The organism is Phenylobacterium soli, from assembly GCF_003254475.1.
GTDB classification, from domain to species: Bacteria; Pseudomonadota; Alphaproteobacteria; order Caulobacterales; family Caulobacteraceae; genus Phenylobacterium; species Phenylobacterium soli.
On the sequence record NZ_QFYQ01000001.1, the window covers coordinates 1 to 16,431 of the forward strand.

At 71.6% G+C, this 16,431-nt stretch carries 17 protein-coding genes and 1 tRNA gene; 7 read left to right on the forward strand and 11 right to left on the reverse strand.

Annotated features, from left to right (window positions below; translation table 11 throughout):
• Window positions 1–342 precede the first annotated feature (342 nt).
• Together DJ017_RS00005 and DJ017_RS00010 are read right to left on the reverse strand one after the other, a co-directional pair.
• Window positions 343–419: transfer RNA gene (locus DJ017_RS00005), tRNA-Arg, on the reverse strand.
• A 50-nt stretch (window positions 420–469) separates the two neighbouring features.
• Window positions 470–1,660, reverse strand: a complete 1,191-nt coding sequence (locus DJ017_RS00010) for a tetratricopeptide repeat protein (RefSeq protein WP_111526781.1) — start codon at window positions 1,658–1,660, stop codon at window positions 470–472.
• A gap of 17 nt (window positions 1,661–1,677) precedes the next feature.
• Here DJ017_RS00010 and DJ017_RS00015 point away from each other — a divergent pair, with 17 nt between their 5' ends.
• Window positions 1,678–2,805, forward strand: a complete 1,128-nt coding sequence (locus DJ017_RS00015) for a tetratricopeptide repeat protein (RefSeq protein WP_165830478.1) — start codon at window positions 1,678–1,680, stop codon at window positions 2,803–2,805.
• Here the strand turns inward: DJ017_RS00015 and DJ017_RS00020 are convergent.
• A complete protein-coding gene (locus tag DJ017_RS00020) occupies window positions 2,748–3,773 on the reverse strand; it encodes a P1 family peptidase (protein ID WP_111529893.1) in 1,026 nt (341 codons plus the stop codon). The genes DJ017_RS00015 and DJ017_RS00020 overlap by 58 nt on opposite strands.
• 88 nt (window positions 3,774–3,861) lie before the next feature.
• On the opposite strand from DJ017_RS00020, the gene ggt reads away from it, so the two are divergent.
• Window positions 3,862–5,604: a gamma-glutamyltransferase gene (gene ggt, locus DJ017_RS00025; RefSeq protein ID WP_377284514.1), complete on the forward strand. Its 1,743-nt coding sequence runs from the start codon at window positions 3,862–3,864 to the stop codon at window positions 5,602–5,604.
• On the opposite strand, the gene DJ017_RS00030 is transcribed toward ggt, so the two are convergent.
• The 6 genes from DJ017_RS00030 to DJ017_RS00055 all read right to left on the reverse strand — a co-directional run bounded on the left by DJ017_RS00030 (window position 5,601) and on the right by DJ017_RS00055 (window position 10,942).
• Window positions 5,601–6,773: a methyl-accepting chemotaxis protein gene (locus DJ017_RS00030; protein WP_133255354.1), complete on the reverse strand. Its 1,173-nt coding sequence runs from the start codon at window positions 6,771–6,773 to the stop codon at window positions 5,601–5,603. The genes ggt and DJ017_RS00030 overlap by 4 nt on opposite strands.
• Window positions 6,748–7,338, reverse strand: a complete 591-nt coding sequence (locus DJ017_RS00035; RefSeq protein WP_226999957.1) for a PAS domain-containing protein — start codon at window positions 7,336–7,338, stop codon at window positions 6,748–6,750. Before DJ017_RS00035 ends, DJ017_RS00030 begins: the two co-directional genes overlap by 26 nt.
• Before the next feature lie 184 nt (window positions 7,339–7,522).
• Complete coding sequence (locus DJ017_RS00040) at window positions 7,523–8,992, reverse strand: sensor histidine kinase (RefSeq protein ID WP_111526785.1); 1,470 nt, start codon at window positions 8,990–8,992, stop codon at window positions 7,523–7,525.
• 74 nt (window positions 8,993–9,066) lie between these two features.
• A complete protein-coding gene (locus tag DJ017_RS00045; protein ID WP_111526786.1) occupies window positions 9,067–10,113 on the reverse strand; it encodes a quinone-dependent dihydroorotate dehydrogenase in 1,047 nt (348 codons plus the stop codon).
• Window positions 10,110–10,448 carry a DUF952 domain-containing protein gene (locus DJ017_RS00050; RefSeq protein WP_111526787.1) on the reverse strand — a complete coding sequence of 113 codons (339 nt, stop codon included), beginning with the start codon at window positions 10,446–10,448 and terminating at the stop codon, window positions 10,110–10,112. Before DJ017_RS00050 ends, DJ017_RS00045 begins: the two co-directional genes overlap by 4 nt.
• A gap of 2 nt (window positions 10,449–10,450) precedes the next feature.
• On the reverse strand, window positions 10,451–10,942 hold the full coding sequence (locus DJ017_RS00055; protein ID WP_111526788.1) for a SixA phosphatase family protein: 492 nt from the start codon (window positions 10,940–10,942) through the stop codon (window positions 10,451–10,453).
• A gap of 92 nt (window positions 10,943–11,034) precedes the next feature.
• On the opposite strand from DJ017_RS00055, the gene metX reads away from it, so the two are divergent.
• From metX to DJ017_RS00075, 4 genes are all read left to right on the forward strand, one after another.
• Window positions 11,035–12,189: a homoserine O-acetyltransferase MetX gene (gene metX / locus DJ017_RS00060; protein WP_111526789.1), complete on the forward strand. Its 1,155-nt coding sequence runs from the start codon at window positions 11,035–11,037 to the stop codon at window positions 12,187–12,189.
• Window positions 12,186–12,794, forward strand: a complete 609-nt coding sequence (gene metW / locus DJ017_RS00065) for a methionine biosynthesis protein MetW (protein ID WP_111526790.1) — start codon at window positions 12,186–12,188, stop codon at window positions 12,792–12,794. The genes metX and metW overlap by 4 nt, the downstream gene beginning before the upstream one ends.
• 44 nt (window positions 12,795–12,838) lie before the next feature.
• Entirely contained in the window at window positions 12,839–13,810 is a 972-nt protein-coding gene (locus tag DJ017_RS00070; protein ID WP_111526791.1) for a M23 family metallopeptidase, read from the forward strand.
• Window positions 13,811–13,884: 74 nt separating this feature from the next.
• Window positions 13,885–14,397, forward strand: a complete 513-nt coding sequence (locus tag DJ017_RS00075) for a GFA family protein (RefSeq protein WP_111526792.1) — start codon at window positions 13,885–13,887, stop codon at window positions 14,395–14,397.
• Here the strand turns inward: DJ017_RS00075 and DJ017_RS00080 are convergent.
• Complete coding sequence (locus DJ017_RS00080) at window positions 14,394–14,738, reverse strand: P-II family nitrogen regulator (protein ID WP_111526793.1); 345 nt, start codon at window positions 14,736–14,738, stop codon at window positions 14,394–14,396. The genes DJ017_RS00075 and DJ017_RS00080 overlap by 4 nt on opposite strands.
• Window positions 14,739–14,786: 48 nt before the next feature.
• Entirely contained in the window at window positions 14,787–15,581 is a 795-nt protein-coding gene (locus DJ017_RS00085; RefSeq protein WP_111526794.1) for a class I SAM-dependent methyltransferase, read from the reverse strand.
• 83 nt (window positions 15,582–15,664) lie between these two features.
• Here DJ017_RS00085 and gloB point away from each other — a divergent pair, with 83 nt between their 5' ends.
• Entirely contained in the window at window positions 15,665–16,426 is a 762-nt protein-coding gene (gene gloB / locus DJ017_RS00090; RefSeq protein ID WP_111526795.1) for a hydroxyacylglutathione hydrolase, read from the forward strand.
• The last annotated feature ends 5 nt before the right edge of the window (window positions 16,427–16,431 follow it).

Below are 16,431 nucleotides of genomic sequence, written 5' to 3' on the forward strand. Positions count from 1 at the left end.
CTAGATCGAAATACAGACTAATCGGTGCAGTAGTCATAAGCCCCCCGGTTCATTCCCCGGTTGAGAGCTTGGCGCCTAACCCGGCCTGACGCAAACCCGATGGGTCACAGATGTATATAGGTCCCCCGCGGCTCGTCAAGAACAAAATAGGAACTTCTGCTGCCGGGCACGGCAGCGGGCGAGGGTGCGGCTGCCGCTTCAGGCTGAACCCCAGACTGTCAGAGCGCGGAAAATACGAGCAAGCTCTGATACTTAGAGAGATCGAGCCGAGCCAAGGAGGGCTAGCTCTGTAAAAGCCCGGCGACGCCGAGTTGATCTAAGATGCTGAGTTTCAGGAGAAAATGGCGCGCCCGGAACGATTCGAACGTCCGACCCTCAGATTCGTAGTCTGATGCTCTATCCAGCTGAGCTACGGGCGCGCACCGCCTTGCGGCGAGAGGCGGCTATCTAGCGACCGACGCGGCGGGTTTCAACTGCCGAATTTCGTCCGGTAGGCGGAAGCGACCTCCTGAAGCACCGGATCCCAGGCGCCTGGGCCCGGCTGGCGGAAGAGGCGCAGGCTTGGATACCAGGGGCTGTCGGCGCGGTCCTCGAGCCAGCGCCAGTCGGTGCGGAACCAGGGCAGCAGCACCCAGCAGAGCTTGCCCATGGCGCCGGCCAGGTGGGCGATTGCGGTGTCGACGGTGACCACGAGATCGAGCTGGTCGAGGATCGCCGCGGTGTCGGCGAAGTCGCCGCGGGGCTCGGTGAGGTCGAGGAGCGTCGCGCCTGCGTCGGCGAGGGGCTCGAAGGCGGCCAGGGACGGCAGCGAGCGATGGGCGTCGTTGCCGTGGGTCGGCCGGCCGCGCCAGACGACGCCGACGGCGCCCTGCGGCGCGTAGCCGGCCCATTTGGCGCGGCGGTCGGCGGGCGCGGACAGGTAGGGCGTGGCCGGGACGGTCTCGAGGGTCACGCCCAGGCGACCGGGGATCGAGAGCGGCAGGGTCCAGTGGTCCGGCGTCTCCAGCCTGAGGCGCTCGGCCTGCTCGACGACGGTGACGCCCAGGCTGGCGAAGACGGCCGCGAGCTCGGGCGGGGCGACGAGGGTCACCTCCGCGCCCATCGCCTGCAGGACCGGCGCGAAGCGGGCGAACTGGATCTGGTCGCCGAAGCCCTGCTCGGGCCAGATCAGAAGGCGTTTGCCGGCGACCGTCTCGCCTCGCCATTCGTTTGGCAGGTCGAGCCGGGGCGCGTTCTGGGACGGGATGTCCTTGCGGGCCTCGTAGAGCGGCCAGCCTTCGGGGTAGCGGCCAAGCCCTAGGAGCAGCTGGCCAAGCCCCAGGCGAACCTTCGCATCGTCGGGCGCCACCGCGAGCGCCCGGCGGTATTCGGCCTCCGCCGGCTGCGGCCGATGGGTAAGGTGGAACAGGCGGGCCAGGTGGTAGTGCGCCCAGGAGGCTTCGGGCGCGAGGCCTGCGGCCTTGGTCAGCTCGGCCTCCGAGTTGGCGAACGCGCCGAGCTCCAGCAGGGCCGCGCCGAGGTTGGCGTGCGCCTCGGGGCTCTGCGGCGCGGCGGCGGCGATGGCGCGCCACAGCTCGGCGGCCTCGCTCCAGCGGCCGGCCTGTTGCAGCTCGCCGGCGCGCATGAACTCGCCAAGGATGTTGTCTTGCGTCAGGCGCATGGGCCATGGGTGGCGGCGTGACAGCGGAAGTCAACGACCTCAAGGCCCTCCTGGCGACGGCCGATGTGGCGCGGCGGGCCGGCCGGCTCGCCGAGGCCGAGCGCCTCTATGGCGAGGCGGTCGCGCTTTCGCCTGAGGAGCCCGAGCCGCGGCACCATCTGGCCGGGGTCCTGCGGATGCAGGGGCGCCTGGCCGAGGCGGAGGCGGAGTACCGCCGCGTGCTGGCGCTGGCGCCCGGCGCGGCGGCGAGCGCGCGGGTACTGGCGGTGACCCTGCTCGCCCAGGGCCGCTATGAAGAGGGCTTCCAGCTGCTGGAGGCGCGGCACGTCCTCGACGGGATGCGCAAGCCCGCCCTGCCCTTCGCCGAATGGCGCGGCGAGGAGGTGGCCGGCAAGCGCCTGCTGATCTGGCCCGAACAGGGCTTCGGCGACCAGATCCAGTACGCCCGCTTCGCCGGGGTGCTGAAGGCGCGGGGGGCGGACGTGACCCTGCTCTGCTACCCTGAACTGGTGCGCCTGTTCGAAGGCGCGCTCGGCGTGCGGGCGCTGGCCGCCTCGGGCGCGGTGGAGTTCCCCGATCCCGACTTCTGGGTGATGCAGGGCTCGCTGGCCGCGCGGCTCGGCTGCCGCACGCCCGAGGAGCTCCCGAACGCGCCCTACCTGCGGGCGGTGAGCCCGTGGCCGTCTCTGGGCGAGGGCTTCAAGATGGGGATCAAGCCGTACGGCAACCCCGGGCATTCCAACGACCGCAACCGCTCCCTGGGGGCCGCCGAGGCCGAGCGGCTGAAGGGACTGCCGGCGCGGGTGATCGACCTCGACCCCGCGGCGACCGGCGCCAAGGACTTCGCCGACACGGCGGCGATCCTCGATCAGCTCGACCTCGTGATCTGCGTCGACACCTCGGTGGCGCACCTGGCCGGCGCCATGGGCAAGCCCTGCTGGGTGCTGCTGCCGGCGGTGGACACCGACTGGCGCTGGCTGCTCGAGCGCAGCGACTCGCCCTGGTACCCGTCGATCCGCCTCTTCCGGCAGCAGGCAGGCGAGGACTGGCGCGCGGTGCTGGACCGGGTGGAGGCGGCGTTCGCGGCCTACGTCAGGTCGCGCCAGCAGGGGACGTCCGAGCCCGGCCAGGGCCTCGCCTCGTAGGCGGCGCGGGCGACGGCGCGGGCCAGGGTGTCGGCGGCGAGCGCGCCGAGACGGGCGAGCGTCAGGTCCTTCGCCTCCGGACAGGGCTGGCGGGCGGTGGAGAGGGCGAAGACCACGTCGCCGTCGAAGGGCGCGTGGATCGGGCGGATGGCGCGCGAGAGCCCGTCCTGGGCCATCACCGCCAGCCGCTTGGCCTGGGCCGGCGTCAGGGCCACGTCGGTGGCGACACAGGCGATGGTGGTGTTGCGCGTCGAGGCCTGGCCCTTGGCGAGGCCCCAGTGGTCGGCGGGCCCGCGAAGGCCCGCGGCGCCGAGGCCGCCGAACTCCTCGCCGATCTCGTAGGGGGCGGCCCAGAAGGTCCGGCCGCCGGGGGCGACCACCGAGCCCCAGGAATTGACCGCCACGATGGCCCCGACCGTGAAGCCATCCGCCGCGACGATCGAGGCCGAGCCGAGGCCGCCCTTCAGCGATCCCGCCATGGCGCCGTAGCCGGCGCCGGCCGTGCCGAGCTGGAAATCGGCGCCGGCCCTGGCGACCGCCGCCGCGCCGAGCGCACGATAGGGCGGCGCCTCGCCCCAGGCCTTGTCGCCGCCGTTGGCCATGTCGAAGAGGATCGCCGCCGGCACAACCGGCGAGGGCGGGATCCCGGCCACCAGGCCGTAGCCGCGGCCGCGCGCGCCGAGCCAGGCGACGACGCCGTCCGCGCTGGCCAGGCCATAGACAGAGCCGCCGGAGAGCACGACGGCGTCCACGGCCTCCACCAGGTTCTCGGGGGCAAGGGCGTCGGTCTCGCGCGTGCCAGGCGCGCCGCCGCGGACGTCGACCGCGCAGACCGCGCGGTCCTGCGGCAGTATGACGGTGACGCCGGTGCGGACGCGGGCGTCCTCGGCCTGGCCCACGCCCAGGCCGGGAACATCGGTGATCAGATTGCGGGCGCCGGGCGACGCGCCCCCTTCGGATCGTTCCATTCTTCAGGACCTCGCACGCCGCGAGGTTTGTTGTCCACGCGCGCACACCTTAAAGGTGACGCTTCCTCAAGTTCGGAGCTGCTTGAACGTGTCCTCGTACCGCCGCCTCCTGCCGTTCGCCCTCGCCGGCCTGCTCGCCGCCTGCGCCACCTCGCCGGCGCCGCAGACCCCGATCGCCGCGGCGCCCGCCCCGACGGCTGCAAGTCAGGAGGGCCTCGCCCCCCACGCCATGGTCGCGGCGGCCAATCCGATGGCCGTGGAGGCCGGGCTGAAGGTGCTGAAGGCCGGCGGCTCGGCGGTGGACGCGGCGGTGGCCGTGCAGGCCGTGCTGGGCCTGGTGGAGCCGCAGAGCTCGGGCCTCGGCGGCGGCTCGTTCATGGTCTTCTACGACGCCGGAACGAAGAAGGTGACCGCCTACAACGGCCGTGAAACCGCGCCGGCCGGGGCGACCCCAGACATGTTCCTGACGCCCGACGGGCGCCCCATGGACCGCGGAGCCGCGATGACCTCCGGCCGCTCGGCCGGCGTGCCCGGCGCCATCGCCATGCTGTCCCTGGCCCAAAAGGAGCACGGCAAGCTGCCGTGGAGCCAACTGTTCGGCGAGGCCGAGCGGCTGGCCGATCAGGGCTTCCCGGTTCCCGGGCGGATGGCGATGTCGGCCGCCTCGCCCTACCCGCAGGCGAAGACGCCGGACGCGGTGGCCTACTTCACCAAGCCTGACGGGACCAAGGTGAAGCAGGGCGACATCATGCGAAACCCGGCCTACGCCGCGACCGTGCGCAAGCTGGCGGCCGAAGGGCCGAAAGCGCTGCTGGAGGGGCCGATCGCCGAACAGATCGTCGCCAAGCTGCACGAAGGGCCGGTTCCGGGGAGCATGACCCTCGAAGATCTGAAGTCCTATAAGCCGGAGGAGAGCGAGGCGCTCTGCCGTCCCTACCGGGTCTATGTGGTCTGTCTGCCGCCGGCGCCCTCGGGCGGGCCGGCGGTGCTCGAGGCGCTCGGCATCCTCTCGCACACCGACATCGGCAACCACGGGCCCGACGATGCGCAGGGCTGGTACCTGTTCACCCAGGCGAGCCGGCTGATGTACGCCGATCGCGACCGCTACATCGGCGACCCCGATTTCGTTCAGGTGCCGACCGCGGGCCTGCTCGACCCGGCCTACACCGCCGAGCGCGCCGCCCTGATCGGTCCGATGGCCGGTCCGCCGCCCGCGCCGGGCAAGCCGAAGGGCGCGCCGAACTTCGGCCCCGACCACACCCAGGAGCCCGGCGGCACGACCCACTTCGTCATCGTCGACGCCGACGGCAACGCGGTCTCCATGACCACCACGGTCGAGAGCATCTTCGGCGACGGGCGGATGGTCGGCGGCTTCTTCCTGAACAACCAGCTGACCGACTTCTCCTTCTCGCCCACCCAGGCCGACGGCACGCCGGCCGCCAACGCCGTGGCGCCGCGCAAGCGGCCGCGCTCGGCGATGAGCCCGGCCATCGTGCTCGACCGGCAAGGGCGGTTCGTGGCCGCCGTGGGCTCGCCCGGCGGACCCGCGATCGTCGCCTACACCCTGAAGGCCCTGGTCGGGGTGATCGACTGGAACCTGCCCATGCAGCAGGCCATCAGCCTGCCCAACGTGATCGCCTCCGGCTCGATCTACGCGAGCGAGGTGGACAAGATGCCGCCGGCCGTCACCGAGGGGCTCGCCGCCAAGGGCGTCAAGCTGACCTCCGGCTTCGGCGCCGAGGGCTCGGGCCTGCACGGCATCATGCGCACGCCCAAGGGGCTGGCCGGCGCGGCCGATCCCCGCCGCGAGGGCGTGGCGCGCGGCTTCTAGTCGGTCGCCGACGCGCCGAGGAAGTTGTCGAGCTCGGAGCGCAGGCGGCTCGCCTGGTCGGCCACCTCGCGGGCGGCGTCGAACATGTTCTGGGCGGCGTTGTCCGCCTCGCCGATGGCCGCGGCCACCTGGCTGATGCCGCCGGCCACGTCGCGGGCGCCGTCGGCGGCCTGCTGCATGTGCGCCGAGATCTCCTGGGTGGCGGCGCTCTGCTGCTCCACCGCCACCGAGACCTGCTCGGACATGCCGGCCAGCCGGTCGATGGTCGCGCGCACCTGTTCGAGCGCGCCGGTGACGACGCCGCTGAGATCCTGGACCGACTGCACCTGACGGGTGATCTCCACCGTGGCGTCGCCGGTCTGACGGGCCAGCGCCTTGACCTCGGCCGCGACCACCGCGAAGCCGCGGCCCGCCTCCCCGACCCGCGAGGCCTCGATCATCGCATTCAGCGACAACAGGTTCGTCTGGCTGGCGACGGTGCGGATCAGGTCGACGACCTCGCCGATCTGGTCGGAGGCCTCCTTGAGCCGCAGCATGGAGTCGGCGGTGCTGCGCGTGCGGCCGACGACGTCGCGCGAAACCTCGGAGGTGGACCCGGCGAGGGTCCCGACCTCGGTGATCGAGGCGGTGAGCTGTTCGGTCGCCGAAACCACGCCGGCGACGTTCTCCGTGGTCGCCCGCGCGCTCTCGTCGATCGCGGTGGTCCCCTGACGCACCTGGGTGACCACGCCGGCGAGGCTCTGGGCGGTGGCCTCCAGCTCCTGGGCCGAGGAGGCGACCCGGTCGGCGATCTCCAGCAGGCTGCCGCGCAGGGCCTCCATGCCGGCGACCTTGGCGCCCATGGCGCCCATGGCCTGGTTGATGACGCCGGCGGCCTGGGCGAACGATCCCAGCAGCCCGCGCTCCATGACCCGCCGGTAGTAGACGCCGCGGGCCACGTGCTCGAGCGCCGCGCGGGATTCGCGCACGTAGGCGTCGGTGAGGTCGAGCTGGGCGTTGAGCGACAGGGCCAGGCCACGCAGCACCGGATCCTCCGGCATGGGCGAGACCCGCCCTTCGAGATCGCCCTCCGACGCCCGCCGCATCACCTCGCAGATACGGGCGAAGTCCTCGTCGGCGGGAACCTGCGACGCGGCCGGCGTCTCAGCGGCTGAAGATGAACTGATCATAGGTGAGCCCCTGGTCGGCCAGCATCGAGGTGAGCGCCGCGACGGACGCATCGGCGGCGGCCTGCTTGGCCCCGGCGGTCGCCTCCACCTGGCGCATCCGGGCGTAGATGGCCTGGACCTCGGCGAGGGCGGCGCGATCCGGCGCGCGACGGTTCGAGTGGTAGCCGGTGATCCGGCCGGCGGCGTCGAAGGTCGGCGTCACATGGGCCAGGACCCAGTAGTGGTCGCCGTTGCGGGCCATGTTGACCACGTAGGCGAACACCTCCTGCCCGCTCTGGATCCGGTCCCAGAGCAGCTTGAAGACGCCGCGCGGCATGTCCGGGTGGCGGATCACCGAGTGCGGCGCGCCGATCGCCTCCCGCTCCTCGAGGTCCGCCAGGCGCAGGAACACCGGATTGACGTAGGTGAGGGTTCCGCGCGTGTCGGTCTTCGAGACGATGATCTCATCCTCGCCGAAGGTTCGCTCGCGACCAGACGGCTGGGCCGTCTGCATGAATTTCCGAAGCTGGGCCGACCGCTCCGCCGAGCCGACCTGCGTCGTTTCAAAGGTGTTCGTGTCGGTCACATAAGATGGATACGAAATGCATCAATGCGCCTCCACCTCGTAATGTACCTAAATTGACTTTGATCTGTTATTGATGTTCCGAATTCTTCTTCTAAGACATTCAAGATCCACCCGAACGGATCATGGTGTTATCCCTGGCGAATTAAGAATTGCGCGCGGGGAATAATGAATCACCACATGCGCGTCAGCTGGCGGAGGCCTTGCGGGCCCGCGGCGGCGCTCCCGGCAGACGCACCTCGAAGACGGCGCCGGCCGGCCCGCTCTCGGCGAGCACCAGATCTCCGCCATGGCCCTGGGCGAGCTCACGGGCGATGGCGAGGCCAAGGCCTGCGCCGTCCGGGCGTCCCGACCCGGCGAAGGGCTGGAAGAGCCGGTCCCTGGCGCGCTCCGGCAGGCCGGGCCCATTGTCGGCGACACGGATGACGGTGAAGTTGTCGGGATAGGCGACCGAGACGGCCACTTCGCCGGGGGCATCGCGGCCCTCCTGGTGCTCGATGGCCTCGCGGGCGTTGCGCAGCAGGTTGACGAGGATGCGGTGCAGCTGGTCCGGATCGGCCACCACCTGGTCGGCGGCATCGACATCGCTGGCTAGGCGGACGCCCTCCGGCGTCAGTCGCGCCTCTTCGGCCGCGGCCTCGAGCACGGCGGCGAGCCGGACGGGCCGGGATTCCGGCGCGGGCTCCTGGGTCTTGCCGTAGGCGAGCACGCCCGAGGCGAGGCTGACGGCGCGGTCGAGCGCCCGTTCCAGGCGCGGCAGGGCCTGGCTGACCTTGGGGTCCTTCAGGGCGGCCAGCCGCTCGGAGGCGATCTGGGCCGAGGTCAGCATGTTCTTCAGGTCGTGGTTGATCTTGGCCACCGCCTCGCCCAGCGCCGCCAGGCGGGCCCGGGAGTTGAGCGCGACGCGCAGGTCAGCCTGCATCCGGTCGAGCTCGGACTCCGCGCGGCCGATCTCGTCGCGACGGCCGGACAACGGCACGCGGGCCTGGGGATCGTCCGGGTCGGCGCGGAACCGCTCCATGGCGTAGGTGATCCGCTGCATCGGGCGGACCAGGAAGTAGTTGAGCGTCAGATAGACCAGCACGCCGGCCATGGCCGACACGAAGGCGATGATCAGCACGACGCGCCAGAGATAGCCGACGAGCGCCTTCTTCAGCTCGGCGTCGGGCGCCACGAACTCCACGAAGTCGGCCTTGCGGAAGCGGGGCGCGGCCATGACCCGCATGCGGCTGTCCGGGGCGCTGAACAGGGTGCGGAAGGGCGCGAGGAGATCGAGGCCGACGTTGCCGCGCAGGTCCACGAGGTAGGGCGCCTTGGCCGTCCGGTCCGTGGAGGCGAAGACCAGGCTGCGGATCTTCTCGTTGGAGATGGCCACGATCTCCACCCCGGCGCCGCGCAGGAGCTCGGTCTTGAGCTGCTCGGACACCACCCGGTCGGGCGCGACCTCGGGGGCGAGGGAGGCGAGTTCGGCGGCGCGGACGCGGTCCAGCAGCCACTGCTCCTCGAAGGCGGCGAGCGCCGGCGGCAGCGACAGTGCGCCGCCGAACGCCACGAACAGGATGGTGAGCGTCAGCAGGCGCGCGGACAGGCCGCCCGGCCAGAAAAAGCGGGGCCGTTCCGGGATCGGAGGCTCCTGCGGCGTGGGCGCGTCCGCCATACTCAATTCCGATAGTCCAGCCGGCCGGCTTCGGCAACGCAGGTCACGCTGTCGGTCCGGCGGGCGGCCAGCCCCTATCTCGCCTGCGCCGCTTCGGCGACGGAAGCAAAACCGTCGGCCCGCAGGCGCGCCGCAAGGTCGCGCTTGATGCGCGTCACGAGGCCGGGCCCCTCGAAGACCAGAGCCGAATAGAGTTGCACCACCTCCGCGCCGGCGCGGATCTTGGCGTAGGCGTCGGCGCCCGAGGCGACGCCGCCGACGCCGACCAGCGTCAGCCGGCCCTGCGCCGCGGCGGCGAATTCGGACAGCACGCGGGTGGAAAGGCCCATGAGCGGCGCGCCGGAGAGGCCGCCGGTCTCCTCGCGGAACCGCGACTTGAGCGCCGGCCGCGAGACGGTGGTGTTGGAGACCATGATCCCCGCCAGGCCGTGGGCGAGGACCGTCTCGGTGATGGTCTCGACCTCCCCCGTCTCCAGGTCGGGGGCCACCTTGAGGAACATCGGGACGCGCCCCTGGGGCGGCAGGGCGTCGCGCGCCTCGGCGAGGCGACCGAGCAGTTCCTCGAGCGCGGCCTTGGTCTGCAGGGCGCGCAGCCCCGGCGTGTTGGGCGAGGAGATGTTGATCGTGAAGTAGGAGGCCATGCCCCAGAGGCGCTTGAGGCCGGTGACGTAGTCGCCGATCCGGTCCTCGGCGTCCTTGTTGGCGCCGATGTTGGCCCCCACGACGCCGGTCGGGCCGCGCTGCGCCAGGCGGCTCGCGAAGGCCTCCAGCCCGTCGTTGTTGAAGCCCATGCGGTTGATCACCGCCCGGTCCTCGCTGAGGCGGAACAGCCGCGGGCGCGGGTTGCCGGCCTGGGGCTTCGGCGTGACCGTGCCGCACTCCACGAAACCGAAGCCGGCGCGCAGCATGGGGCCGAAGACCTCGGCGTTCTTGTCGAAACCCGGCGCGAGGCCGACGACGTTCGGCAGGGCGATGCCGCCGAGCGAGCCGGCGAGGATCGCATCGTCGGCGCCGCCCCAGGGGCCGAGCCCCATCTTCAGGCCGAGAATGGCCAGGCCGTGGGCGTCTTCCGGGTCGAGGCCGCGCAGGGCGCGGGTGGCCAGGCCGTGGAGCAGGCTCAAGGCAGGATCCCGATCAGCGGCGTCCCGTCCGGGTCGAGCGGCGCGTCGGCGACCCCGCGCACCAGCGAGGCAGGAAGGGCGGCGTAGAGGTGCGGGAAGAGATCGCCGCCGCGCGAGGGCTCCCACCTGAGGTCGGCGCCGAGGTCGTCGGCCTCGATCTCAAGGACCACGAGGTCCTTCTGGCCATGGAAGTGGCGACGTGCGGTCTCCTGCGCCTGGGCGGCGGTGGAGAAGTGGATGAAGCCGTCGGCGCGGTCGAGCTCAGAGCCCTCGTAGACCTGCGCGCCCCACGCCTGCTCCCAGTCGCGGCGGGGCAGGATCTTGTAGATCCGCATGCTCAGCGCTCCGGAAAGAACAGGCCGTCGAACGCAGGGCGGCCGTTGGCGTCGATCAGGAACACCGAGGCGGCCGCGGTGGGGAACTTGCGCCGGGCGCGATCGATGAGCTGCGGCGGGGCCGAGCCTTCCATCAGCAGCCGGACGGTGAGTTCCTGGAGGCCCGGGTTGTGGCCCACCACCATCACGGTCGAGCAGCCCTTGCCGGCGGTCTCGGCGGCGTGGCGCACCGTGCCGGAGTCGGCGTTGTAGAGCTCCGGCTCCAGCTGGAAGCGCGCGTTGGGGAAGGCGGGCTCGGCGGCGGCCCAGGTCTCCCGGGCCCGGGCGGCGGGCGAGACGAGGGCGAGGTCCGGCGAAAAGCCCAGCCGCGCGAGGGTCTCGCCGATCTCGAGCGACTCCTCGAGGCCGCGCGGCTCCAGCCGGCGATCGAAATCCTCGCCGCTGGCGCTCTCGGCTTCGGCCTTGCCGTGTCGGAAGAGGATCAGCCGATCCATGGACGCTCCACCCGGTTGCGGCAGACCTCATAGCGGCGCCCGCGCCCGCTGCGAAGCATTGACAGTGAAGGGGCTTGGCGGTCCAAGGCCGCATGGGCAAGGCGACGGCGCAGAGCTTCGCGGACGAGGACGGCGGAATCTGGCGATTCCCGGCCGAGCAGGCCCTGCGCCTGGACTCGGGCGCGGCCCTCAGCCCGCTGGAGATCGGCTACAAGACCTACGGCCGGCTGAACGCCGAGAAGTCCAACGCCATCCTGGTCTGCCATGCCCTGACCGGCGACCAGCACCTAGCCTCGACACACCCGCTCACCGGCAAGCCGGGCTGGTGGGACCGTATGGTCGGGCCCGGCAAGCCGCTGGACCCCGGCCGCTATTTCATCGTCTGCACCAACGTCATCGGCGGCTGCATGGGCTCGACCGGCCCGGCCTCGATCGATCCGGCGACCGGCAAGACCTACGCCCTCACCTTCCCGGTGATCACCATCGCCGACATGGTGCGCGCCCAGGCCATGCTGATGGAGGCCTGGGGCATCGAGACCCTGTTCGCGGTGATCGGCGGCTCGATGGGCGGCATGCAGGCCATGCAGTGGGCGGCGGACTATCCGGAGAAGCTGTTCTCCTGCGTCTGCATCGCCACCGCGCCCCGCCACTCGGCCCAGAACATCGCCTTCCACGAGGTCGGCCGCCAGGCGATCATGGCCGATCCCGACTGGCGCGGCGGCGCCTATGACGCGCATGGCGTGCGCCCCGAGAAGGGTCTCGCCGTCGCCCGCATGGCCGGCCACATCACCTATCTGTCGGAAGCGGCCCTGCAGCGGAAGTTCGGGCGGGAGCTGCAACGCGACGGCCTGTCGTGGGGCTTCGACGCCGACTTCCAGGTGGAGAGCTACCTGCGCCACCAGGGGGCGGCCTTCGTCGACCGCTTCGACGCCAATTCCTACCTCTACATCACCCGGGCGCTCGACTACTTCGACCTCGCCGGCCAGTTCGGCGGGGTGCTGGCGCACGCCTTCCAGAAGGCGCGGCAAGTGCGCTTCTGCGTGCTCTCCTTCTCCTCGGACTGGCTCTATCCGACCGGCGAGAGCCGCGATCTGGTGCGGGCGCTGAACGCGGCCGGCGCACGGGCGAGCTTCGTCGAGATCGAGACCGACAAGGGGCACGACGCCTTCTTCCTCGACGAGCCGCAGCTCGACTCGACGCTGCGCGGCTTCATCGGCGCGGCGGCCCACGCGCGGGGCCTGAAGTGAGCGCCGTGCGCGAGGACTTCCGCGAGATCCTGAGGCTGGTGAAGCCGGGCGCGCGGGTGCTGGACGTCGGCTGCGAGGATGGCGAGCTGCTGGAGCTGCTCACCCGGGAGCGCGGCGTCGACGGCCAGGGCCTGGAGCTCGACACCGAGAACGTCGCCGCCTGCCTCGCCAAGGGTCTGGCGGTGGTTCAGGGCGACGGCGACCGCGACCTCGACTACTTCCCGACCCGCGCCTTCGACTACGCAATCCTCTCCAAGACCCTGCAGCAGATGCGCGAGCCGCGGCACGTGCTCTCCGAACTGCTGCGCATCGCCGACCAGGCCATCGTCTCGGTGCCGAACTTCGGCCACTGGCGGATGCGGGTGTCGCTGATGACCCGCGGCCGGATGCCGGAAACCCGCGCCCTGCCCGATCCCTGGTGGGCGACGGCCAACATCCACCTGTGCACCCTAAAGGACTTCACCGACCTCTGCGGCGACCTCGCCCTGCGGATCGACGCCTGCGCGGCGCTGTCCGGCGGCAAGCCCGCCCGGCCGATGAACCCGCACGGGGTGCTGGAGAACTGGCGGGCCGAGACGGCGATCTTCCTGCTCAGCAAGGCCTGAACATCGGCCACATTTGCGTCGCGCCCTGACGCGAAGCTGGCCCCATGATCGGAGCCCTCGCCCCTCTCCTCCTGGCGGCTGCGACCCCGGCCGCCGCGCCGCCGTCCCTCGGCTTTCCCCTCTCCTGCCGGATCGGCGTGAGCTGCGAGGTGCAGAACTACGTCGACCGCGATCCGGGCCCCGGGGCCGCGGACTACCGCTGCGGGCGCGAGACCTATCAGGACCACAACGGCGTCGACATCCGGCTGCTCGACATGGCCGCCCAGAAGAAGGGCGTGACGGTGCTGGCCGCCGCGCCCGGCGTGGTGAGCCGGTTGCGGGACGGGGTGGCGGACGTCTCGGTGCGGGCGGCCGGGGCGGCGTCGGTGAAGGGCCAGGAGTGCGGCAACGGAGTGATCGTCGATCACGGCGGCGGCTGGGAGACCCAGTATTGCCACATGGCCCGGGGCAGCATCGCGGTGAAGCCTGGGCAGAAGCTGGCGGCGGGCGCGCCGCTGGGCCGGGTCGGCCTGTCGGGCAACACCGAATACCCGCACCTGCACGTGACGGTCCGCCGCGACGGCAAGGTGGTGGATCCCTTCGCGCCCGACCCCGCGGAGGCGGGCTGCGCCCTGAAGAAGCCGCTGTGGACGCCGGCCGCCATGGCCCAGCTCGGCTACAAGCAGGGCGCCGTGCTGAACGCCGGCTTCGCGGCTGGCCCGGTGAAGATGGAAGACGTCGAGGCCGGGGGCGTCGCGCCGCCCGGCGCCGGCGCGGCCTATGTGGTGGCCTATGCTCGGGCCATCGACCTGCAGGCCGGCGACGTCATCGCCTTGAGCCTCGTCTCGCCGACCGGCGCGACGCTCGCCCAGCGCAGCCTGCCGCCGCTGGAATCGGCCAAGGCCCAGCACATCGCCTACATCGGCGTGAAGCGCCCCGCCGCCGGCTGGCCGGCCGGGACCTACAAGGCCAGCTACACGGTCACGCGGCAGGGCCGGCCGGCCGTCACGCGAAGCTGGCGGATCCGGATCGGCTGAGGCGGCTGCTGACAGGACGCTGACGGCGGGCCAGGCTAGGGCTCCGAGCCGAACGCCGCCGCCGAAGGACGCTGATGCCGAGCCCCGCCAGACGATCCGCCGTGCAGGCCGAGGCGCGTTGCCAGTGCGGGACGGTTCGCGTCGAGATCGACGTGCCCGCGGTCTGGGCCTGGCACGACCACTCCGAGCGCAGCCGCAAGGCCCATGGCGCCGCCTACGCGACCTATGTGGGCAGCTGGAAGAGCCGCTTCCGCATCCTGGAGGGCGAGGCGGCGCTGGTGCGCTACGCCGACGAGGCGGCGCGGACGGTGCGCAGTTTCTGCGGCCGCTGCGGCACGCCGATGCTCTACGAGCGCGCCCGCTCGCCCAAGATCGTCAACATCCCGCGCGCCCTGTTCCTCGCCCGCACGGGGCGCGACACCCGCTACCACGTGAACCTCGCCGAGAAGGCGGACTGGGAATATGCCGGCGAGGCGCTGAGCCCGCTGAAGGGCTATCCGGGCGTGATGTGGGAGCGGCCGCGGCGCAAGAAGGCGGCCGACGGCATCGACAGCCTGTTCGCGACGCAGGAAGACGCCGAGCCTTAGCCGGCGATGGCCGCGGCGTCGCGCTCGCCGGTGCGGATGCGCAGCGCCTGCTCGAGATCCATGACGAAGATCTTCCCGTCGCCGATCTTGCCGGTGTTGGCGGTCTTGGAGATGGCGTCGACCACCCGCTCGGCGATGTCGGAGGGCACGGCGCACTCCAGCTTCACCTTCGGCAGCAGCTTCACCTCGTATTCGGCGCCGCGATAGACCTCGGTCTTGCCGCGCTGGCGGCCATAGCCGCGAACTTCCGTCACCGTGAGGCCGGAGGCCCCCGCCTCCGTCACGGCGTCGAGCACGGCGTCGAGGCGGCTGGGCTTGATGACCGCGACGATCATCTTCATGGCGAGGGATCTCCGAAACGCGGGAACGCGGGAATCTCGGACGCCAAGCTAAGGCCTCCGGCGGCTCGCTCCAAGACCCGAGCGGCGCGCAGGGCTGTGCGACGCCGGGCTTCGGGACACCGGCGCTGCGCCCGGAGCGGGTATGAGGATGGGCTTGGCCACCCGCGCGCGCACCCGCGCTCCCTTGGGCTTGACCGCGAAGGTCTGCTTCACCGCCTCCATGAGGACGAGCCCAGCGAAGCCCGGCCACAGCCGCGAGCCCGCCTGTTCGAACAGCTCGGCCATGCCGGCCAGCCAGTTCGCCGGCGGCACATAAAGGGCCCGGGTCCAGCCGGAGGGCTCGAGCTCGGCCTCGCGCAGCAGCTCGCCGAGCTGCCCGCGGGTGTAGGGACGGCCATGGCCGAAGGGCGTCTTCTCCGCGTTGGCCCAAAGGCCGTTGCGGGCGGCCACGGCGACGATCACCCGGCCCGAGGGCGCCAGCACGCGCCAGACCTCGCGCAGGAGCGCGACCGCGTCGGGGCTCTCCTCGATGGCGTGGGCGAGGAGGATGCGGTCGAACATGGCGTTGGGAAACGGCAGGCAGTCCTCGCCGACGAGGCTCGCCAGGTTCTTCTCCCCGGCCGGCCAGATCTCCACCCCCTGCTGGGCGGGCATGGCGGCCACCACGCGGCGCGCGGCGGGGGCCAGAGTCGCCACGAAGGGGGTCGCATAACCGAGGGCAAGCACGTCGAGGCCGCGCGCGTCGCCCCAGGCCTCCACGACCTTGCGGCCGACCATCAGGCGCGCGGCGCGGCCGAGGTCGGAGGCGTAGAACTGGCGTAGCTCAAGGACGTCGCGGCGCATGGCCCTCTTCGCGTCGGTCTCGACGAAGCACCCTCGCCAACCTAAATGGCTTGCCTTCGGTTGTCGCGCCAGGAGGCCCCACCATGCCGCTCACCGTCCATCAGTTCCCCTGTCTCGACGACAACTACGGATACCTCATCCGCGACGAGGCGACCGGCCTCGCCGCGACGATCGACACGCCGGACGCGACGGCCATCCTGAAGGAGCTCGACAAGCTCGGCTGGAAGCTGGCGCTGATCCTCAACACCCACTGGCACCCGGACCACGCCGGCGGCAACGCCGAGATCAAGGCCGCCACCGGCGCCGAGATCGTCGGCCCCAAGGAGGTCACCCGCATCGCGCCGCTCGACCGCGAGGTCGCCGGCGGCGAGGTGGTGTCCCTGGGCGCCACCAACTTTCAGGTCATCGAGAGCGGCGGCCACACCCTGGGCCACGTCAGCTATTTCGATGCCGCCGACCGGATCGCCTTCGTGGGCGACACCCTGTTCGCGCTCGGCTGCGGCCGGCTGTTCGAGGGGGATGCGGCGCAGATGTGGGCGAGCCTGCAGCGCCTGGCCGCGCTGCCGGACGACACCAAGGTCTACTGCGCGCACGAGTACACGGCCTCGAACGCGCGCTTTGCGCTCTCGGTGGACGACGACCCGGCGGTGAAGGCGCGCACCGAGCAGATCTTCGCCGCCCGCGAGCGCGGGGAGCCCACCGTGCCGACCACCATCGCCCTGGAGAAGGCCACCAACCCGTTCCTGCGCGCGCCGGCGCTGGCGGGCCGGGTCGGGGCGGCCGGCAAGCCGGACCACGAGGCCTTCGGCGCGGTGCGCGCGGCCAAGGACAACTTCAAGGGCTAGGTCCG